Here is a 19743-nt window from a genome sequence, read left to right as displayed (position 1 = left end):
CCAGCCGTGCAAATCAGATGGACTGCGCGTCGGTCGCCGCGGGCCGGCGGATCCCGAGGAACGAGACGAGCGCGCCCGCCACCATGAGGATCGCGGTGATCAGCGCGGCGCGGTGGAAGCCGTCGAGGTCGAGCGATCCGCCGATGATGACGGCGAGGATCGCGATGACGACGAGTCCGGCGATGCGCGAGACGGCGTTGTTCGTCGCCGAGGCGATGCCGGAGCGCTCGCCGCCGATCGCGCCCAGGATCGTCGAGGTCAGCGGCGACACCGTGACGCCGAGCCCCAGGCCGAAGACGATCAGACCGGGCAGGACCTGCGTCCAATAATCGAAGTCCTTCTGGACGGCGAGGAGCATCAGCGCTCCCACCGCCATCACGAGAGGGCCGACGGTCATGAACAGGCGCGGACCGAACCGGTTCACCCATCCGCCCACGACCGAGCTGAGCGCGATCAGGGCGAGCGTCGTCGGCAGGCTCGAGAGCCCGGCGAGTGTCGCACTGAGGCCCGCGCCCTGCTGCAGGTAGACCCCGACGACGAAGCCGTTGAGCGAGAGGGCCGCGTAGATGAAGAAGGTCGCCAGGTTGCCGGTCCAGAAGTTCCGGACGCGGAAGATCCCGAGCGGCAGGATGGGCGAGCGCACGGTGCGCTGACGCAGCAGGAACGCTGCGAACAGCAGGATGCCGGCAGTCAGCGGCATCCAGATCGCCGGATGCCCCCACCCCAGGTTCGGCTGTTCGATGAGCGCGAAGACGATCCCGCCGAGGCCGAGTGTGCAGAGGGCCGCGCTGACGAGGTCGATGTGCGCGTCGTCACGCCGTCGGTCGACGTCGCCGAGGCGCGTCAGCAGGACGAAGGTCACGGCGATCGGGAGGATGTTGACGAGGAAGGCGAAGCGCCACGACAGCAGGTCGACGAACAGGCCGCCGATGAGGGGTCCCGCGAGGTTCGCGCCCGTTGTCCACGCCGTCCACTGGCCGATCGCCCGCGCCTGCGCCGGGCCGTTCAGCAGCGACGTGATGAGGGCGAGCGAACTCGGTACAAGGAACGCACCTGCCGCGCCCTGCAGTGCCCGGGCGATGATGAGGACGACCGGGTCGGGAGCGAGGCCCACACCGATCGACGCGATCCCGAAGCCGATGAGGCCGATGCGGAGGACGAGCACCCGACCGAACGCGTCGCTCACCGACCCCGCGAAGAGGATGAGCGAGCTCAGGGTGAGGAGGTAGGCATCCACCGCCCACTGCTGCGTGGACAAGCCGCCGCCCAGCTCGTCCCGGATGGCGGGGAGCGCGACGTTCACGACCGTGCCGTCGAGGAACGCGACAGCCGACGCGAGCGCTGCGATCGCGACGATCAGCCCGAACCGGGGGGATGTCGTCGGAGCGCTCACAGGCTCACGTTACGCCCGGGGAGGAGGTCAGCGGGGGCTCGAGCCGACGGGAGCGGTCGTCATTCGGGCGGGGAAGCGGCAGGTCGCGTCGGGTCGAGGCCATCGAGAGGAGTGGAGGGGAGGGCGATCCATCCTTCCCGGCGGGCGCGGTCGTGCGCGGCGGGCGGGACGGGGTGCGTTGCGCCCAGCGCGTGTGCGCGGGCGATGAGTGCGGCGACGACGGCGTCGAACGCGTCGTCGGAGGCTTCCATCAGCGCACGATTGCCGGGGGTGACGGCGAGCCATAGGGCTGCGGCGAGGAGGTTCGCCGTCGCCGTCTGGCGGGCCGCGGCATCCGTCTTGTATCCGGACACCGCGACACCCCAGAGGCGGAGGGATGCCGCGGGGTAGACCTCGACGAGTCGTCCCGTCGCGCCCGACCGGTCGACCACGTCACCGGCGGCGGCGAACCCTGCGAGCAGGTCGGCGCACCGCATCGCGGTGAGTCCCAGGCGATCGGTCGAGACGCTGAGGGGGAGGCGCCCCGTGATCCGGTGGGTGGCTCGGTCGGTCTCGCGGTAGGCGAGCAGGCGACGTCCCTCGATGCCGTGGAGGTCCGGGGCGGGTGCCTCGCCCCGCGCGTTCGCCGCGATGTAGGCGACGAAGTCGTCGGGCCAGCCGAACGCGCAGTCGACGCCGACGTGCGTCGACCCGGCGGCGAACCCGACGATGTCGTCATCCGTGTTGTCGAGGCGGAGCGTCGTGAGTTCGGCGCCCCCACCGCGCCAGTCGACGACGGCGACCGCCGTACGCAACGGCTGCGCCGCGAGGTCGACTCCGGTGGTGATCACACCGCGACGCTACCCGTCCGCCGGTGCGTCGAGACGTCGCGGATGGTCGCCGAACCGGGCGGAACACGACCATCCGCGACGCTTCGGCGGGCTGCGACGAGGCTCGGTTCGCGGCATCCGCTCTCGTGTCGTAAGCTGGACGACGGTGACGTGTCCGAGCGGCCGAAGGTGCAACTCTCGAAAAGTTGTGTAGGGTAACCCCCTACCGTGGGTTCAAATCCCACCGTCACCGCCATGAAAACCCCTGCTGATGCGGGGGTTTTCTGTTTCTCCGGGCGGACGTCAGTCGTCCAGCAGGGACACGCTCTGGACGGTGGCGACCCGATCGACCAGGTCGCCTGCCGCGCGATCGATCGCGGCGGCCGACCAGGAGATGACGAGAGCCGCGACGAGAAGGGCACCCGCGGTGGCGGCCCAATCGAGGCCGCGGCGGATCGTCAGGACGACGAAGGCGAGAGCGCTGAGGATCGCGACGGTCTGGCCCGCGACCTGGGCGAAGGCCATGCGCACGGCGGACTCCTCCGTCAGCGGGCCCCAGCTGTTGAAGACGAGCATCAGCGCGAGCGGGACGACCACCACGCCGGCGACGAGCACGGTCCACCGGGTCGGTCGGTAGCGACGGCGTGCGACGGGAAGGGCCTCGAACGCGGTGACGGCGGTCATAGCCCTGACCCTAGCGGCGTGCTCCCGGCCGGGACCAGGGCGAGCCGACGCGAACGGCATCCATCCGCGCACGGTCAGCGCAGATCGCGTCGGGTCGAGACCAGGCCCGCCGCCCTAGAGTGAGTCGGATGCCACGACGGGGGAGGCGACGATGCTCGCGACGGTGACCTATGCGCCGACGGACGGTCAGGATGCGACCGCGCTCGGCTTCCTGGTGCACAAGCACCCCGCCAAGGTGCAGACCTTCTCGGCCCCGGTCGGCGACATCCACGTCTTCTATCCCGAGGCGACCCCCGAGCGGTGCACCGTCGCGGTCATGCTGGAGGTCGATCCGATCGCGCTCGTCCGCAATAAACGGTTCCGGGGGGATGCCGGGGCTCTCGGCCATTACGTCAACGACCGCCCGTACGTCGCCTCGAGCATGCTCGCCGTCGCGCTCGGGACGGTGTTCCGCACCGCGATGACCGGTCGCAGCGACTCGTACCCCGAGCTGGCGGCATCCGCTCTGCCCCTGCGGATCGAGATCCCCGTGGTCTCCGCCCGCGGCGATGACGACCTCGTGCGTCGGCTGTTCGAGCCGTGCGGCTGGTCGGTCGAACAGACCCGCATCGCGCTCGACGGCGACCACCCCGAGTGGGGCGACTCCCGGTACAGCTCGGTCGTCCTGACCGGCGAGGTCCGACTGGCCGAGGCGCTGCGCCAGCTCTACGTCCTGCTGCCCGTCCTCGACGACGCGAAGCACTACTGGGTCGGCGACGACGAGATCGGCAAACTCGAGCGCGCCGGCGAGGGATGGCTCGCAGGCCACCCTGAGCGCGACCTCATCACGCGGCGCTACCTCGTGCACCAGCGCGCGCTGCTCGCCGATCCCGCCGAGGGCGAGGACCGCCCGACACCGCTCCGCCAGCACCGCGCCGACGCTGTCCTCGCCGCGCTCGCGGACGTCGGCGCGCACCGCGTCGTCGACATGGGCTGCGGCCCCGGAGCGCTCCTCGCCCGCCTCGGGAAGGACCGCTCCTTCACCAAGATCGTCGGCGTCGACGTCTCTGCCCGCTCACTCGACCAGGCCGCACGGATGCTGCGGCTCGCCGAGGCATCCGATGCCGAGCGGGAGCGCATCGAGCTGCTCCACGGCTCGGTCGTCTACCGCGACGAGCGGCTGCGCGGTTTCGACGCGATGGTGCTCATGGAGGTCGTCGAACACGTCGACCCGTCGCGGCTCGGCGCGCTCGAAGACGCCGTCTTCGCGTCGGCCGCGCCGGACGCGGTCGTCGTCACGACGCCCAACGCGGACTACAACGTCCTCTACCCCGACCTGCCCGTGGGCGCGTTCCGTCACGACGACCACCGCTTCGAGTGGACGCGCGACGAGTTCCGCGACTGGGCCGAGGGGGTCGCCGCCCGTCACGGCTACACCGTTTCGTACCGTCCCGTCGGTGAGGCGGATGCCGACCACGGCGCCCCCACGCAGCTCGCCCTGTTCCGGAAGGAGGTCGCGGCATGACCGTCCTCGACATCCCCGCCCTCTCGCTCGTGGTCCTCGTCGGGGCATCCGGGTCGGGCAAGTCGACCTTCGCGCGGGAGCACTTCGGCCCGTACGAGACGCTTTCGAGCGACGCCTTCCGCGGACTGGTCGGCAACGACGAGTCCGATCAGTCGGTGACCGCCGCCGCCTTCGACGCGCTGCAGTACGTCGCCGGCAAGCGTCTCGACGCGGGCCTGCTCACCGTCGTCGACGCGACGAGCGTGCAGCCCGAGGCGAGGCGCAAGCTCGTCGAACTCGCGAAGGCGCACGACGTGCTGCCGGTCGCGATCGTCTTCGACGTGCCCGAGGCGGTCTCGGTCGAACGCAACGCGGCGCGCACCGACCGTCACATCCCCGCGGGCGTCGTGAAGCGGCAGAACGACCAGCTGCGCCGCGGACTCCGTCACCTCGGGCGCGAGGGCTTCCGCAAGGTGCACGTGCTCCGCACCCCCGACGAGGTCGCGGACGCCACCATCGAACGCACGCGCCTTCTCACCGACCGCACGGACGAGCGCGGCCCGTTCGACGTCATCGGCGACGTGCACGGATGCCGCAGCGAGCTCGAGACACTGCTCGGACGCCTCGGCTACGAGCTCGTGCGCGACGAGCAGGGCCGGGCGGTCGACGCGCGGCATCCCGAGCAGCGTCGCGTCGTCTTCGTCGGCGACCTCGTCGACCGCGGGCCCGACGTCGTCGGCGTCCTGCGCCTCGCGATGGGGATGGTCGCGTCGGGAAGCGCGCTCGCCGTGCCGGGAAACCACGAAGCCAAGCTCGTGCGCGCGCTCCGCGGCGCGAAGGTCACCGTCTCGCACGGGCTCGAGGAGACGCTCGCCCAGCTGGCCGGCGAGAGCGCGGAGTTCCGTGAGCAGGTGGAGGCGTTCTGCTACGGCCTCGTGTCGCACCTGATCCTCGACGAGGGGCGGCTCGTCGTCGCGCACGCCGGCCTCAAGGAGCAGTACCACGGGCGCGCATCCGGGCGGGTGCGCGCGTTCGCCCTGTACGGCGAGACGACCGGCGAGACCGACGAGTTCGGGCTGCCCGTGCGCCACCCCTGGGCGCAGGACTACCGCGGTAAGGCCGTCGTCCTCTACGGGCACACGCCGGTGCCGACGGTGGAGTGGGTGAACAACACCGCGTGCCTCGACACCGGGTGCGTCTTCGGCGGGGCGCTCTCGGCGATGCGCTACCCCGAGCGCGAGGTCGTCTCGGTGCCGGCCGAGCAGGTCTGGTACGAGCCGATCCGTCCGCTCGCGCCCGCCGCCCCCGTGCGCGCCCCCGGTGTGCTCGACCTCGCCGACGTGCAGGGCAGGCTCATCGTCCAGACGAGCCTGCATGGCCGCGTCGGCATCCAGGAGGAGCAGTCCGCCGGAGGTCTCGAGACGATCAGCCGGTGGGCGACCGATCCGCGCTGGCTGATCCATCTGCCGCCGACGATGTCGCCGCCGAACACGTCGGCGCGGGACGGCTTCCTCGAGCACCCCGACGAGGCCTTCGCGACGTACCGGGCGAACGGCGTCACCGATCTCATCGCCGAGGAGAAGCACATGGGCTCGCGCGCTCTCGTGCTCGTCGCGCGCGATCCGGCGCGGTTCTCGGCGCCCGAGGGATGGCGCGGCGCGATCCACACCCGGACCGGTCGCCCGTTCTTCTCGCCCGACGTCGAAGCCGACATGCTCACCCGCCTCGACGCGGCGATCGAGCGCGCGGGCCTCTGGGACGAACTCGGCTCGTCGTGGATCCTCCTCGACGCCGAGATCCTGCCCTGGTCGCTGAAAGCCGGTGACCTCATCCGCGACCTCTACGCCTCGGTGGCCGCGGCGGCCGAGACCGCGACGGATGCCGCCGGTGCCGTGCTGGCCCGGGCCGCGGCATCCGGGATCGAGGTCAGCGCCCTCGCCTCACGGAACCGGGGACGCGGCGAGGGCGCGCGCGGGTTCCGTGCGGCCTACCGCCGGTACGTCGGCGACGAGTCCACCGCGCGCGTCGCGCCGTTCCAGGTGCTGGCCGCAGGGGATGCCACGTTCGAGACACGCGACCACGGGTGGCACCTCGGGGTGGCCGACCGGCTCGTCGAAGCCGCGCCGGACCTCGTGGCGTCGACGCGGCGACGACGGATCGATCTCGGGGACGAGGCATCCGTCACCGCGGCGGTCGCGTGGTGGGAGGAGCTGACCGGCGCGGGCGGGGAGGGCATGGTCGTGAAGCCGTTCGCCAACCTCACGCGCACCGAGAAGGGTCTCGTGCAGCCGGGCATCAAGGTGCGCGGACGCGAATACCTCCGCATCATCTACGGGCCCGACTACACCGACCCCGCGAACCTCGCGCGCCTGCGCGACCGCAACGTCGGGCACAAGCGCTCGCTCGCCGCCCGCGAGTACGCGCTGGGGATCGAGTCGCTCCACCGCTTCACCGCCGGAGAGCCGCTCTGGCGCGTGCACGAGGCGGTGTTCGGCGTCCTCGCCCTGGAGTCCGACCCGATCGACCCGCGACTGTAACCCCCCCCGTAACGACGTCGAGACGTCTCAGATGGTCGACTTTCGGTGAGGAGAGTGACCATCTGCGACGTCTCGACGCCGGGACAGGTGTCAGGGCATCACGAGGACGGCCTTGACGGCCTTACCGGACTGCGTGTCGGCGATCGCCTGCTCGATGTCGGCGAACGCATACTTGGTGATGAGCTCGTCGAACGGGAAGCGGCCCGCGGCGTGGAGGGCGAGCATCTCGGGGATGAAGGTCTGCGGCACGGCGTCGCCCTCGATGGCGCCGATGTAGCTCTTGCCCGCGCCCGAGATCGAGCCGAGCGGGATCGTGACACCGGGCTTCGGAACGCCGACGAGGGCGATCTTCGCGCCGAAGGCGGTCGCGGCGGCGAGCATCTCGACGACGGCCGGTACGGCGGTCGTGTCGACGGCGTAGTCCGCGCCGATGCCGCCGGTGATCTCGTGGATGCGGGCGACCGCGTCCTCGTCCTTGCTGTTGACCGTGTGGGTCGCGCCGAGCTTCTCGGCGAAGGCGAGACGCTCGGGCAGGATGTCGACCGCGATGATCGTCGTCGCGCCGGCGACCTTCGCGCCCATGATGGCCGAGAGGCCCACGGCACCGGTCCCGCTGACGATGATCGAGGCGCCCGCGGGGACGTCGAGCGAGTTCAGGACTGTGCCCGCACCGGTCTGAACACCGCAGCCGAGGGGGCCGGCGATCTCGACGTCGGCGTCCTCGGGCAGCTTGACGGCGTTGCGAGCCTCGACGATGAGGTGGCTCGCGAAGGACGACTGTCCGAAGAACGAGCCGTGGACGGCCGAGCCGTCGGCTGCGGTGATCGTCGACGATCCGTCCTCGCGCGCACCGGCGAAGTTGAGGGCCATGAAGTTGCGGCAGTAGGCCTCCTGGCCGCTCACGCACTTGGCGCAGTGGCCGCACGAGGCGAAGGAGACGGCCACCTTGTCGCCGACGGCGTAACCGGTGACGGCGTCGCCGACCTGCTCGACGATCCCGGCGCCCTCGTGGCCGAGGACGTAGGGGAAGGGAGCGGGGATGTCGCCGTGCTGGACCGCGAGGTCGGTGTGGCAGAGGCCGGTCGCGGCGACCTTGACGAGCATCTCGCTCGGGCGGATGTCGTCGAGGGTGACGTCCTCGAAGGTGAACGGAGCGTCCTGGTCGTGGAGGACGGCGGCGTGGGCGGTCGTGGTCATGGGTGATGGTCCTTTCGATACGCGCCCGTGCGGCGATGTGGCCGTAGGGATGTCCCCAGCCTATGCACGTGAATCCATCCCGGGGCCGCGGGTTGACGCGCATCCGATGGCGTGGCAATGCCGCATCCCATAACGCTTAGAGAATCTGGGCACCACCCCTTCCTGCCGGGCGTGCGGAGTTCGTAGCGTGGACTCCATGGCGCGTGACGACGATCGACCCGAAGATCTCTACACCGGACCCATCGACCTCGCTGCGCTCGCCGCAGCCGAAGACGGGGACCTCGAGATGCCCGAGATCAGCTACGACGAGCAGCGCTACCCGGCACGTCCGCGGCGTCTGCGCCCGCGCGACAATCTGCGAGGCAGCAGCGTGCGCCGCATCCGCACCGACCCGCGCACCGCGAACGGCACGAACCCGTCGTACGTCGAGTGGCTGGTGCGGCAGTCGATGTTGAAGGATGCCGACGTGCTCGCCCGTCAGCTGTCGGGTCAGCCGACGATGTGGCGGAACGCGTACGCGCGTCCCGATGCGCGTCGCGCCATCGCGACCAGCGACGTGTGGTTCACCGCGTACCCGATCTCGCTCATCACGCGGCCGGGGCAGTCGTTCCTCTCAGCCCTCGGCGACGAGGAGCTGTGGTCGGTGTTCGAGCGCATCGGCATCACCGCCGTCCACACCGGCCCCGTCAAGCGGGCCGGCGGCATCGAAGGGTGGGGCGAGACGCCCAGCGTCGACGGTCACTTCGACCGCATCAGCACCGCGATCGATTCGACCTTCGGCACGGAGGACGAGTTCCGCGCCCTGTGCGACGTCGCCGATTCGCACGGCGGCAGCATCATCGACGACATCGTGCCCGGCCACACCGGCAAGGGAGCGGACTTCCGCCTCGCCGAGATGGGCTTCAAGGACTACCCCGGGATCTACCACATGGTGGCGATCCCGCCCGAGGACTGGCACCTGCTGCCCGACGTCCCCGAGGGCTACGACAGTGTCAACCTCGACCCGGCGACCGAGCACACCCTCGCTGAGCACGGCTACATCATCGGCGCCTTGCAGCGCGTCATCTTCTACACGCCCGGCGTGAAGGAGACGAACTGGAGCGCGACGGCGCCGTCGATCGGCCCCGACGGCGTGACCCGCCGCTGGGTGTACCTGCACTACTTCAAGCAGGGCCAGCCCTCGATCAACTGGCTCGACCCGACGTTCGCGGGCATGCGCCTCGTCATCGGCGACGCCCTGCACTCGCTCGGCGAGCTCGGCACGAGTGCGCTGCGCCTCGACGCGAACGGCTTCCTCGGGGTGGAGAAGAGCGCCGAGGGCCTGCCGGCGTGGTCGGAGGGGCATCCGCTCTCGCACGCGGCCAACCACATCATCGCCGGGATGGTGCGCAAGGTCGGTGGGTTCACGTTCCAGGAGCTGAACCTCACGATGGAGGACATCCGCGACACCGGTGCCGTCGGCGCCGACCTGTCGTACGACTTCATCGGGCGCCCCGGCTACCACCACGCCCTCGCCACCGGACAGACCGAGTTCCTGCGTCTCGCGCTCACGTCGTCGCTCGCGCTCGGAGTCGCGCCGGTACAGCTCGTGCACGGTCTGCAGAACCACGACGAGCTCACCTACGAGCTCGTCCACTGGGCGACCCGGCACGCCGACGAGGAGTACGGCTTCCGCGGTGACACCATCACGGGTGCCGACCTCGCCGAGGTCGTCCGCGCGGAGCTGACCGAGAAGCTGGTGGATGCCGGTGACTACAACCGCGTCTTCACGCAGAACGGCATCGCCTGCACGACGACGTCGCTCATCGCGGCGACCCGCGGCATCCCGACCCTCGACGACATCACCGACGCCGAGATCCCGACGATCCGCGACGCGCACCTGCTGCTGTGCGCCTACAACGCCTGGCAGCCGGGGGTGTTCGCCCTCTCGGGGTGGGACCTCGTCGGCATGCTGACGCTCCCCGGCGACGAGGTGGCCGACCTCATCCGCGTCGGCGACACGCGCTGGATCGAGCGCGGCGCGCACGACCTGCTCGACGTCGACCCCGCCGCCACGCGCTCGATCTCGGGCATGCCGCGCGGCCGCGCCCTGTACGGCCCGCTCCCCGCCCAGCTCGACGACCCCGAGTCGTTCGCCTCGAGGCTGTCGGCGATCCTCGACCTCCGCCGCGAGTACGGGATCGCGACGGCGTCGGCGGTCGACATCCCCGAGGTCGCCCATGCCGGCATGCTCGTGCTCGTCCACCGCCTCGACGAGGGGATGCCGGAGGTCGACGCGCCGCTCCAGGTCACCGTCCTGAACTTCTCGGCCGAGCCGATCGAGGGCACGGTGCGCTCCGAGCACCTCACTCCGCAGAGCGACGTCCTCGACGCCGCTCAGGGCGAGGTCGTCGGCCGCGTCGACGACCTGCAGAGCTTCTCGGTGTCGCTGCCGGCCTACGGTGCGCGATTCCTCGTCCTGCAGCCGCAGGCCGAGGAGGACTGATCGGGGCGAACGCAAGCCCCCGCGCGATGTCGGGTGCCGCGCGTACGGTCCTGGCATGACCGATCAGAGCAACGTCCCCGAGAACGATTCCGCACCCGACACCGATGCGCCCGAGATGCTGGGCGGCCCGAGCGGCGACACGGCGGTGAAGGACCCGGAGCAGTGGGTCACCGGCGATGAGCCGATGACGGGCGCGCAGCGCAGCTACCTCGACACCCTCGCGCGCGAGGCCGGCGAGGAGATCCCCGCGAACATCACGAAGGCCGAGGCGTCCGAGCACATCGACCGCCTGCAGCAGGCGACGGGTCGGGGCGCCTCGAACTGACCGCGCAGACGCCGCGCTCGCCGGTCAGGCGAGGGCGGCGTCGATGCCGGCGAGCGGCACCGGCAGCCAGTCCGGACGGTTCCGCGCCTCGTAGATCGACTCGTAGACCGCCTTGTCGAGGACGAGGGCTCGCAGCAGGGCAGGATCCAGGTCGATCGCACCGGGAGCCGTCGCGTAGGCGTCGAAGAAAGCCGCCCGGCATGCCGCCGCCCAGGCCGCGGCATCCGGTCCCGCTCCCACGGCGCCCGCGTAGTCGAACGAGCGCAGCATGCCGGCCACGTCGCGCGGCGGCAGGTCGGGGATCGCGCGCTCGGCCATCGGCCGGAGCGGCTCGCCCTCGAAGTCGACGATGCGCCAGCCGCCGTTCGGCACGGCGAGCACCTGACCGAGGTGCAGGTCGCCATGGATCCGCTGCAGCCGCGGCCACGGGCGCTCGAGGGCCTCCGCGTACACGGCGTCGATCGCGGCGAGCCGGTCAGCGACGGCGGGGACCTCCGCCGAGGCGATCGCCAGTCGGCGGCGCCACGCGCGCCCCACGGCCTCGGCCTGGTCGGGTGTGGCATCGGCTGATTCGAGGGCGTCGCCGAGGGCCCCGTGCACGCCCGCGACCGCGACCCCGAGGTCGCGCGCCGCGTCGGTGAAGTCGCGTCCTTCGCGGGCGGCATCGAGCGCGATCGCCCAGCCGTCGCGGACACCGGGCAGGAACTCCTGCGCGAACCCGAGCGTGCCCTGCGCGGTGCCGGACTCGCGGCCGACGTCGGGCCACTCGGCATCCGCACTGCCGTAGAACGTCGGCACGTACGGGGACCCCGCGTCGCTGAGGACGCGCTGGACGGTCACGTCGGGGTTCTCGCCGTGGTGGAGCGTCCGGAAGAGCTTGAGGATGATCGTCGGCGACCCGTCGACGTCGTAGACGATCGAGGTGTTCGACTGCTCGCCGGTCAGCACGCGCGACCCGGTGACACGGCTCGTGTCGACGCCCATCTCGGCCAGGAGGCCGACCGTGAACCCGGGATGACGCGTCGCATCGACCAGGGGACGTCCGTCCTCGGTCGTGGTGACGACCTCCTCGGCCTGCGCGTCGGTCGCGTCGGCGAGGGGGACGTTGTAGAGCGTCGGCAGGGCGCCGGCGTCGTCCATGAGCAGGTAACGCGTGGCACCACCGGGCGCCGGTTCCGCGTCGAGGATGCGGAACCGCGGGTCGTGGCTCTTGCCCGCGTACCAGCGCTGTCGCGCCACCCAGGCGCCGAGGTCGTCGTCGAATCGCACACGATCACTGTGACGTGCCGGTACTCGGTCGCGGAAGGGGTGGACGGGGATTCGTGCGGACGGTAGGGACGTGCGATTCAGTTCGCGGGCAGGCGCACGGTGAACGCGGTGCGGCCGGGCTCGCTCCGAACGTCGATCGCACCGTCGTGGGCGACCACGATCGCCTGCGCGATCGAGAGCCCGAGGCCGGTGCTCCCGGCATCCCGGTTGCGTGACACATCACCGCGGGCGAAACGTTCGAAGAGTCGGTCGCGGATCTCGGGGACGATGCCGGGGCCGTCGTCGACGACCTCGATGACGGCGACGTCACCCTCTCGCCGGAGCGTGAGGGTGACGGTGGTCGCCGCGGGCGTGTGGGTGCGCGCATTCCGCATCAGGTTGGCGACCACCTGTCGCAGGCGGTTCTCGTCGCCGAGCACGTCGACCGCGTCGTCCTCCTGCAGGTCGAGCAGCCACGTGCGCGAGGGGTCGGACGCATGCGCGTCGCTCACGGCGTCGATCGCGAGCATCGTCAGGTCGACGGGCTCACGCCGCAGCTGCTGGCCTGCGTCGAGGCGCGCGAGGAGCAGCAGGTCCTCGACGAGGTCGGCCATGCGCGTGGACTCCGATGCGATCCGGTCGAACGCGCGCTCCTGCGTGGGCGTCATCGGGGCGTTCTCACCGAGGGAGAGCTGCGCGTACCCGCGGATGGACGCGAGGGGTGTGCGGAGCTCGTGGCTCGCGTCGGCGATGAAGCGCCGCAGCTGGTCCTCGCTGTGCTGCCGGGACGACAACGCCGACTCGATGTGCGCGAGGAGGACGTTGAGCGAATGGCCGACGCGGCCGACCTCGGTCGTGGGGTCGGTGTCGGAGGCGTCCACCCGCTCGGGGATCTCCACCTCCCCGGTGGAGAGGGGGCGTGCGGCGACCCGGTCGGCGACGACGGCGACGCGCTCGAGCGGGCGGAGCGACCGCCGCACGAAGAACGACAGTCCCAGCAGGACGAGGGCGAGGGCGGTGCCCGCGACGCTCACGAGGATGACGGTGAGGGCCGAGGTCGTGGCCGTCACCTCTTCGACGGACATCCCGGCGACGACTTTCTGACCGTTCTGCTCGCGTGCGGCGAGGCGGAACTCGCCGAGCCCGCCGCCGACGTCCACGGTGACGGGCGTCCGCGCCGACAGATCCGCCTGTGTCACCGCGGCGAGCTGCTTGGCGTCGAGGGACCGTTCCTCTCCGTCGTCGCCGGTGTAGCTCGAGACGACCGTGCCGTCGTCGAACAGGACGAACAGTGAACCGACCCGCGGCGCAGGACCGTCGCCCCGGTCGCCGTTCGCCGGATTCGGCGCGGTCTGCATGCCGTTGCCGAGACGGGCCATCTGCAACGACTCGACGACCTGCGCATCGAGGCGCTCGTACACGAAGATGCGGAGGGCCAGCGACGTCGCGAGGCCCGTCACGAGCAGGGCGATCGCGACGAGGGCGCCGGTGCCGACGACGAGCGTCCGGCGCAGCGTCCAACGGCGGGCGGTCATTCTGCGGACTTGATCGTGTAGCCGACGCCGCGCACCGTGTGGATGAGGGGTTCGCCGAGACTGTCGATCTTCTTGCGGAGGTACGAGATATAGATCTCGACGACGCTCGACGTCCCGCCGAAGTCGTAGCTCCACACCTGGTCGAGGATCTGCGAGCGGGACAGCACGCGGCGCTGGTTCTGCATGAGGTAGCGCAGCAGGTCGAACTCCTTCGCGGTCAGCTTGATCGGGATGCCGCCCCGCACGACCTCGTACGTCTCCTCATCCAGCGTGAGATCGCCCACGCGCAGTCGCGTCTCGGCCGCTGCGGCCGCCGCGACGTGTCGACGGGCCATCCCGCGCAGCCGTACGACGACCTCCTCGAGGTTGAACGGCTTGGTGAGGTAGTCGTCACCGCCGGCGCTGATGCCGGCGATGCGATCCTCGACGGCGTCCTTCGCGGTCAGGAACAGCACGGGAACGTCGTTGCCTGCACCCCGGAGGCGCCGGAGGACCTCCATACCGTCGATCCCCGGCATCATGATGTCGAGCACGACGAGGTCGGGGGCGAACTCCCGCACCAGGTTCAAGGCTTCCTGCCCGTTCGCCGCTGTGCGTGCGTCCCACCCCTCGTTCTGCAGCGCCATCCGCAGCAGATCGCTCAGGTTCGCTTCGTCGTCGACGACGAGCACGCGGACGGGGGAACCGTCTACGCGGGTGAGGGGCGCGGGACGGGAAGGGTTCATGGTGTCAGCTTTCCTGGTTCGGAGAGGGAATGCGACCGTGCGGCGTCCACGGGGACGCCGCACGGTCGAGGGCGTCAGGAGTTCTCGCCGCCGTCGGACGGGGCGCCGCTCCGGTCGCCGGGCTGACCCATCTCACCGGGTCCGCCCATGCCGCCGCCGCCCATGCCCCCGGCGATGGCTTCGCCGGCGGTCACCTCGACCGACTCTCCCGCCACCGTCACGGTGTAGGTGCCGGCGGCGGCGACCTCGGAGGACGAGAACACGACCGTCTCGAACTGCTTCGCGGCCGTCGCCGAGGCGATGACGGTGCCGTCGGCATCCGTGATCTCGATCTCATCTCCCGCAGACCCGCTGATCGTCGCGGCGATCCACGCCTGCGCCGCGTCGGCGTCGGGCGTCTCGGCCATGCCGGCACTGCCCACGGCGAGCAGGGTGCCCCCGCTGACAGAGAAGCCGCCGTTGCTGTCGAGCGCGCCGTTGCCCTGCATGGTCGGACCCCAGACGACGATGTCGCCCCCGGTCACGGTGACCGATCCGTTCGAGTCGATGCCGTCACCACCGGCATCCACCGTCAGAGTGCCGCCCGAGATCGTGATCGTCTCGCCCGTGTCGGACATACCGCCGCCCCCGCCGCCGGCCGTCGAGCCCGCGTCGCCGCTGCCGTTGAGGCCGTCGTCGGATGACGTCACCACCGTCTCGCCGCCACGGATGAGGATGTCGGTGGCCTCGAGTCCTTCGGTGGATTCGGCGATCGTGAGGCTGCCGGCGGCGACGTCCAGGGTGTTCGCGGCGTGCGCGCCGTCGTCCCCCGCGGCGACGGTCGCGGTGCCGCCGGTGATGCCGATCGACCCGTCGGAGTGCAGCCCGTCATCGGTCGCGGTGACGTCGACGGTCCCGCCGCCGATCGCGACCACGACGCCGGCGCTGATCCCCTTGGAGCCGGCATCCGCTGCACCCTGGGCGCGGAGCGTGACCGTCCCGCCGGTGACGACCGCATCGGTCGCCGCCGAGATCCCGTCGTCGCCGCTGGTCGCGGAGACCGTGCCGTCCGAGATCCAGACGTACCCACGGGTGGCGTCCTCGTCGTCGTCGCTCTTGAGCGCGTCGCCGCCGGCCGTGAGATCGAGCGTGCCCCCCGAGATCACGAGCGCGTCCTTTCCGCGGAGCGCGTCGTCGGCGGCATCCACCGTGATCGTCCCCGACGTGATCGCGAGGTCGTCTGTGCTCGCGATGCCGTCGTTGCCGTTCCCCGTCACGTCGAGCGATCCCGAGCCGGTGAGGGTGAGGTCCGCGTCGGCGTAGATCGCGGCGTTGGCTGCAGCGGCGTCGTCGTACGACGAGGCATCCGACACCGTGTTCTGTGTCCCGTCGGCGAGGGAGATGACGACGTCGTCGGCGGTCGTGACGGAGATCGCTGCCCCCGCGGTGTTCGCGATGTCGACACCGTCGAGGATGAGCACGACCTGCGCGTCGTCGGGGGCGGCGACGACGACCGCCCCGTCGAGGTCTCCACTCAGGCGGTACACGCCGGCTGCGCCGATCGTGACCGTGCTGCCCGAGACCTCGACGCCGTCGCCGGAGGCCTCGGCGGTCGAGCCCGAGGGAGTGATCTCGACCGCGTCGTCGGCCGTCCAGTCGTCGTCGGCGACGACGGTCGCCTCGTCGTCCGCGGCGAGCACAGCGGTCGCGTCGAGATCGGAGTCGACCGTCACCTGGGCCGCCGTCGAGGTCGCGTCGCCGCTCGACGACGAGGTGTCGCTGCCCGTCGTCGTCAGACCGGTGACGGCGCATCCGGTCAGCAACAGGCCGGCGAGAGCGAGCGGAATGGTGGGAAGGATCAGGCGGCGGCGCATGGCAGCTCCTCGGTGTGGAAGGTGATGGTGGGGGATGAGGCGGCGAAAGGGCCGCGGAGGAGTCGACCCCAGCGGTTGCGGGGGAGGTCGGGGCTGAGCGCGGCGAGCCCCGTGGCGTACTTGCTGACGGAGACCGGACGGTGTCCGGCGCGCCACAGCAGGCGATCGACCGCGGATGCCGACGAGGGCGACTTCGTCTCGAGGATCGCGAGGCCGGGGAGCGTGAATCCGCTTCCGTCGGGGCGATCCCACCGGAGATCGGTGTCGATCGTGGCGCGGGACGACCCGTCGGGGGCGAGGAGCGTCGCACGGGCGTACCGCGTGGTCAGGGTGGCCCCGAGCTCGTCCACGCGACGGGTGTCGACGCCGATCGCCTCGAATGCCGCGGCGACGTCGTCCTGTGCGTCGGGAGTCAGGACCGCTCGGTGGGCGATGTCGTACTCCGACCGCTCCTTGACGGTTGTTCCCCGCGCGCCGCGTGTCTTGATCTCGAGGAACGCGGCGTCCGTGTCGATGTAGGTGCGGGTCCGCAGCTTGAACCGCCGGCGCCGGGGACGGGCCGCCATGTGGAAGCTCAGCAGATCGGGGGTGTCGAAGTAGACCGACTCGTAGGCGAAGCGGCGCGCTCCGCCGATCTCGAGGATCCGGGTGCGATCGTCGACGCGGGCGAGGAGGTCCTCCAGGGCCGGCTGCGGGATCACGTACTTGCGGTCCACCCGGGCGAGCAGGGCCGCCTCGGCGACCATCTCGTCGAGCTCGACCGCCTCGAAACGGGTGAGCGCGTCGGCTGCCGCGGTCATCGTGCGACTCCCGCGGTGAGGCGGACGTCGGCGCTCGCCCGGAAGCGCACGTCGACGAGCGTGGTGTCGTTCACGAAGTCGAGTTCCTGCACGGTGAGCGAGGTGACCTCGCCGCCGACGCGCTCCGCGATCATCGTCCGGAGGGTGGTCTCATCGGACTCGGCGCGGTCGAGGCGGACGATCTGGTGCCGGCTGCGCGAGAGGATGCGCGGGTGGTCGGCTGCCCACAGGACCGCGAGGATCAGGGCGATGAGCGCCGTGACGGGACGGATGTCGGTGGTCGGCAGCCCCGCCATGAGACCCATCGCGAGCGCGGCGAAGTAGTACGCCACTTCGCGCTGCGAGATCTCGGACGACCGCAGCCGGATGATCGACAGCACGCCGAACAGTCCGAGGCCGAGGCCGAGCGCGACTTCCGCCGTCCCCAGCACGCTCGCGACGGCCATGACGCCGACGTTGACGCCCAGGAACGCGACCACGAGGTCGCGGCGCCGGTGGCGTCGGTAGTAGAGCCCGAGGCTGAGGACGAGGGCGGCGGCGATGTCGATCGCGATGAGCAGGATCGAGGGGATGGTCATGGGTTCCTCCGAGGACGTGTGGTGACGATCTCCATCCGAGTCGCCGCACCTTCACCGTTCATAAGAGGCGCATTGACCGCCGATTCGAGCGGTGCGGGCGCCGGAGTGCGGGAGAAGACGACGCGGCGCTGGATCAGGTAGCCGAGGGCGAACAGGGCGGCCTCGGTCGCGATCTTGGCGGGCACGAGTCCGAGCCCGAGCGCGGTGAGGCCGCTCATCCACGCGACGTTCGTGGCGAGGAGCACGGCTGCGAGCGCGGCATAACGACCGGCTTGTCGCAGCAGCGGTCCCCGCGCCTCGCCTCGGAACACCACCCGCCGGTTGACGGCGAAGTTCACGCTCGCGCTCACGACGCGGGCCGCGATGATCGAGGGCACGAGTGCGCCGGTCACGGCGTGGAAGACCAGCAGGAGGACGGCGTCGAGGGCGAACGAGGCCAACGACGATGCGGCGAACAGCACCAGCGGCATCCCGACCCGCAGGGTGTCGATGATCGGGCGGAAGTGACTCGACGCGTTGCCGGCGAGATAGACGGTCTCGATGGGGACCTCGAGGGTCCGCCAGCCGTCCCGACGACAGCGCAGGAGGATGTTCTGCTCGTACTCGAAACGGTCTCCCCGCTGCGCGCGCAGCCACGGGAGCATGACGGCGGGGATGCCGCGCAGCCCCGTCTGCGTGTCGGAGAGGCTCCAGCCGGCCGACGCCCGGAACGCGGCGCGCGCGGCCCGATTGCCGATCCGGCTGCGGAGGGGGTTGCCGGGGCGATCGACCTCGCGGCATCCGAGGACCATCGCGGGGTGGCCGCCGGCTTCGGCAGCGACGGTCGCCTGACCGACGCGGACGATGTCGCGCGCGGTGTGCTGGCCGTCCGCGTCGGCGGTGACGACCGCGTCGCCGGGGAAGGCCTGCGCGGCATGGTCCAGGCCCGTGCGCAGGGCCGCTCCCTTGCCGCGGTTGCGGACGTGGCCGAGCACGGTCGCGCCGAGGGATGCCGCCTCGGCGAAGACGGCGTCGTACGCCGGCCCGCTGCCGTCGTCGACGAGGATGACCGGGGTGCCGGGTGCGGCGGACGCGAGATCGCGGAGGAGGTCGAGCAGGGCATCGCCGGGCTCGTATGCGGGGATGAGGACGACCACCGGCTCACTCCCCGATGTAGAGGATGTCGCTGGTGCCGCGTTCGCCGCCGTTGGAGGGCTGGTTCACGACGTCGCCGTCGAAGTACATCGTCGACGAGCCGCCCCCGTCGAGGTTGTATGCGGTCTCGGCGCCCAGTCCGGTCATGATGTCGGCGAGCTCGGTCAGGGTGGCGCCGCGGCTGTATCCGTCGGCGCGGCCGTCGACGACGACGAAGACGAGGTGGTTGTCGTCGATGACGCCGACGGCGGTGCGCGGCTGTTCGCCCTGGATCGAGTGGTTGCCGACGTTGGTGTCGACCTCGACGTCCTCGATGCCGTCCACGGTCGCGCCGTCCTCGACGATCGCAGGACCGAAACTGAGGGTGTTCCAGACGCCGTCGGCCAGGAGTTCGTCGGCGCTCGTCGTGGTCTCGTCGTACACCCGGACGGTGCCGTCGGCGTAGAAGGCGAGCCCGGTCCGGGCGGGGGAGTCGCGGTAGACGACGCCGTTGCGGATGACGATCCCCGTGTCGCGGAACCCGTAGTAGTCGCCGTTGATCGCGAACACGGCGTCGCTGTCCTCGGCGATGCCGCTCGTCGTCTCGGTGATGTTCTCGCCGAACTGGTCCTTCGCGAAGGCGGACCGCAGGCGGGTGGCATCCGCGAGGACGACGTCGGCGACGTAGTACGTCAGGGTGTCGTCGCCCGAGCCGGTCACGACCTGCGAGACGGTGACGCTCGTCTCGCCGTCGGAGTAGGTGTCGCCGTCGACGGTCCCGGCGGTGGACGCTGACCCGGTGGTCGGGGTCGCGGTCGAGTTCTCGGCCTCGTAGGCCGAGACGTCCGAGATCTCGACGTGTTCGATGAGGAAACGGTCGGCGGCCCACGCCGTCGCGCCGCCGACGGCGAGCGCGAGGGCGAGGCCGCCGGAGAGGAGGGCGGTGCGGACTCGGCGGGGTCTGGTGATGTGCGGCAT

General features: G+C 71.0%; 16 protein-coding genes and 1 tRNA gene. 5 read left to right on the top strand and 12 right to left on the bottom strand.

The window, feature by feature from the left end; all coding sequences use genetic code 11:
- Positions 1-13 precede the first annotated feature (13 nt).
- Positions 14-1393, bottom strand: a complete 1380-nt coding sequence (locus BLR68_RS14090; RefSeq protein WP_018185712.1) for an MFS transporter — start codon at positions 1391-1393, stop codon at positions 14-16.
- A 59-nt stretch (positions 1394-1452) separates the two neighbouring features.
- Entirely contained in the window at positions 1453-2223 is a 771-nt protein-coding gene (locus BLR68_RS14085) for a DUF429 domain-containing protein (RefSeq protein ID WP_018185711.1), read from the bottom strand.
- Between the two features lie 144 nt (positions 2224-2367).
- Between BLR68_RS14085 and BLR68_RS14080 the strand changes: the two genes are divergently transcribed.
- Positions 2368-2458, top strand: a tRNA-Ser gene (locus BLR68_RS14080).
- A gap of 47 nt (positions 2459-2505) precedes the next feature.
- Here BLR68_RS14080 and BLR68_RS14075 read toward each other — a convergent pair.
- The gene (locus BLR68_RS14075) at positions 2506-2886 is read right to left on the bottom strand and encodes a hypothetical protein (RefSeq protein ID WP_018185710.1); all 381 of its coding nucleotides are present in this window, start codon (positions 2884-2886) and stop codon (positions 2506-2508) included.
- A gap of 151 nt (positions 2887-3037) precedes the next feature.
- Between BLR68_RS14075 and BLR68_RS14070 the strand changes: the two genes are divergently transcribed.
- Both BLR68_RS14070 and BLR68_RS14065 read left to right on the top strand, forming a co-directional pair.
- Entirely contained in the window at positions 3038-4390 is a 1353-nt protein-coding gene (locus BLR68_RS14070; protein WP_018185709.1) for a 3' terminal RNA ribose 2'-O-methyltransferase Hen1, read from the top strand.
- Entirely contained in the window at positions 4387-6906 is a 2520-nt protein-coding gene (locus BLR68_RS14065; RefSeq protein WP_018185708.1) for a polynucleotide kinase-phosphatase, read from the top strand. Before BLR68_RS14070 ends, BLR68_RS14065 begins: the two co-directional genes overlap by 4 nt.
- 90 nt (positions 6907-6996) lie before the next feature.
- Here BLR68_RS14065 and BLR68_RS14060 read toward each other — a convergent pair whose 3' ends face one another.
- Complete coding sequence (locus BLR68_RS14060) at positions 6997-8103, bottom strand: NAD(P)-dependent alcohol dehydrogenase (protein WP_018185707.1); 1107 nt, start codon at positions 8101-8103, stop codon at positions 6997-6999.
- Between the two features lie 196 nt (positions 8104-8299).
- Between BLR68_RS14060 and treS the strand changes: the two genes are divergently transcribed.
- Both treS and BLR68_RS14050 read left to right on the top strand, forming a co-directional pair.
- A complete protein-coding gene (gene treS, locus BLR68_RS14055) occupies positions 8300-10588 on the top strand; it encodes a maltose alpha-D-glucosyltransferase (RefSeq protein WP_018185706.1) in 2289 nt (762 codons plus the stop codon).
- A 55-nt stretch (positions 10589-10643) separates the two neighbouring features.
- Positions 10644-10913: a DUF3072 domain-containing protein gene (locus BLR68_RS14050; protein ID WP_018185705.1), complete on the top strand. Its 270-nt coding sequence runs from the start codon at positions 10644-10646 to the stop codon at positions 10911-10913.
- A gap of 24 nt (positions 10914-10937) precedes the next feature.
- On the opposite strand, the gene BLR68_RS14045 is transcribed toward BLR68_RS14050, so the two are convergent.
- From BLR68_RS14045 to BLR68_RS14010, 8 genes are all read right to left on the bottom strand, one after another.
- A complete protein-coding gene (locus tag BLR68_RS14045) occupies positions 10938-12182 on the bottom strand; it encodes a phosphotransferase (RefSeq protein ID WP_018185704.1) in 1245 nt (414 codons plus the stop codon).
- 77 nt (positions 12183-12259) lie between these two features.
- The gene (locus tag BLR68_RS14040) at positions 12260-13696 is read right to left on the bottom strand and encodes a sensor histidine kinase (protein ID WP_018185703.1); all 1437 of its coding nucleotides are present in this window, start codon (positions 13694-13696) and stop codon (positions 12260-12262) included.
- Positions 13693-14421 carry a response regulator transcription factor gene (locus tag BLR68_RS14035; RefSeq protein ID WP_018185702.1) on the bottom strand — a complete coding sequence of 243 codons (729 nt, stop codon included), beginning with the start codon at positions 14419-14421 and terminating at the stop codon, positions 13693-13695. Before BLR68_RS14035 ends, BLR68_RS14040 begins: the two co-directional genes overlap by 4 nt.
- A gap of 74 nt (positions 14422-14495) precedes the next feature.
- Complete coding sequence (locus BLR68_RS14030; protein ID WP_018185701.1) at positions 14496-16274, bottom strand: carbohydrate-binding domain-containing protein; 1779 nt, start codon at positions 16272-16274, stop codon at positions 14496-14498.
- The gene (locus BLR68_RS14025; protein WP_018185700.1) at positions 16259-17074 is read right to left on the bottom strand and encodes a polyphosphate polymerase domain-containing protein; all 816 of its coding nucleotides are present in this window, start codon (positions 17072-17074) and stop codon (positions 16259-16261) included. Before BLR68_RS14025 ends, BLR68_RS14030 begins: the two co-directional genes overlap by 16 nt.
- Complete coding sequence (locus BLR68_RS14020; RefSeq protein ID WP_018185699.1) at positions 17071-17652, bottom strand: DUF4956 domain-containing protein; 582 nt, start codon at positions 17650-17652, stop codon at positions 17071-17073. Before BLR68_RS14020 ends, BLR68_RS14025 begins: the two co-directional genes overlap by 4 nt.
- Complete coding sequence (locus BLR68_RS14015; protein WP_018185698.1) at positions 17649-18788, bottom strand: bifunctional glycosyltransferase family 2/GtrA family protein; 1140 nt, start codon at positions 18786-18788, stop codon at positions 17649-17651. Before BLR68_RS14015 ends, BLR68_RS14020 begins: the two co-directional genes overlap by 4 nt.
- A gap of 4 nt (positions 18789-18792) precedes the next feature.
- Positions 18793-19743, bottom strand: coding sequence for a phosphodiester glycosidase family protein (locus tag BLR68_RS14010; protein ID WP_018185697.1), 951 nt, complete (start codon positions 19741-19743; stop codon positions 18793-18795).

Origin of the sequence: Microbacterium sp. 77mftsu3.1, assembly GCF_900100525.1 — a bacterium.
In the GTDB taxonomy this organism is placed as follows: domain Bacteria; phylum Actinomycetota; class Actinomycetes; order Actinomycetales; family Microbacteriaceae; genus Microbacterium; species Microbacterium aquilitoris.
The sequence above is the reverse complement of the archived record's forward strand: the minus strand, read 5'-3'. Positions and strand labels throughout refer to the sequence as shown.

Bases quoted from the DNA above. Each gene is read 5' to 3' on its own strand.
- BLR68_RS14070 (WP_018185709.1), top strand. From the start codon at position 3,038: ATGCTCGCGACGGTGACCTATGCGCCGACGGACGGTCAGGATGCGACC.
- BLR68_RS14075 (WP_018185710.1), bottom strand. From the start codon at position 2,886: ATGACCGCCGTCACCGCGTTCGAGGCCCTTCCCGTCGCACGCCGTCGC.
- BLR68_RS14025 (WP_018185700.1), bottom strand. From the start codon at position 17,074: ATGACCGCGGCAGCCGACGCGCTCACCCGTTTCGAGGCGGTCGAGCTC.
- BLR68_RS14060 (WP_018185707.1), bottom strand. From the start codon at position 8,103: ATGACCACGACCGCCCACGCCGCCGTCCTCCACGACCAGGACGCTCCG.
- BLR68_RS14035 (WP_018185702.1), bottom strand. From the start codon at position 14,421: ATGAACCCTTCCCGTCCCGCGCCCCTCACCCGCGTAGACGGTTCCCCC.
- BLR68_RS14030 (WP_018185701.1), bottom strand. From the start codon at position 16,274: ATGCGCCGCCGCCTGATCCTTCCCACCATTCCGCTCGCTCTCGCCGGC.
- BLR68_RS14050 (WP_018185705.1), top strand. From the start codon at position 10,644: ATGACCGATCAGAGCAACGTCCCCGAGAACGATTCCGCACCCGACACC.
- BLR68_RS14065 (WP_018185708.1), top strand. From the start codon at position 4,387: ATGACCGTCCTCGACATCCCCGCCCTCTCGCTCGTGGTCCTCGTCGGG.
- BLR68_RS14040 (WP_018185703.1), bottom strand. From the start codon at position 13,696: ATGACCGCCCGCCGTTGGACGCTGCGCCGGACGCTCGTCGTCGGCACC.
- BLR68_RS14010 (WP_018185697.1), bottom strand. From the start codon at position 19,743: ATGCCGCACATCACCAGACCCCGCCGAGTCCGCACCGCCCTCCTCTCC.
- BLR68_RS14020 (WP_018185699.1), bottom strand. From the start codon at position 17,652: ATGACCATCCCCTCGATCCTGCTCATCGCGATCGACATCGCCGCCGCC.
- treS (WP_018185706.1), top strand. From the start codon at position 8,300: ATGGCGCGTGACGACGATCGACCCGAAGATCTCTACACCGGACCCATC.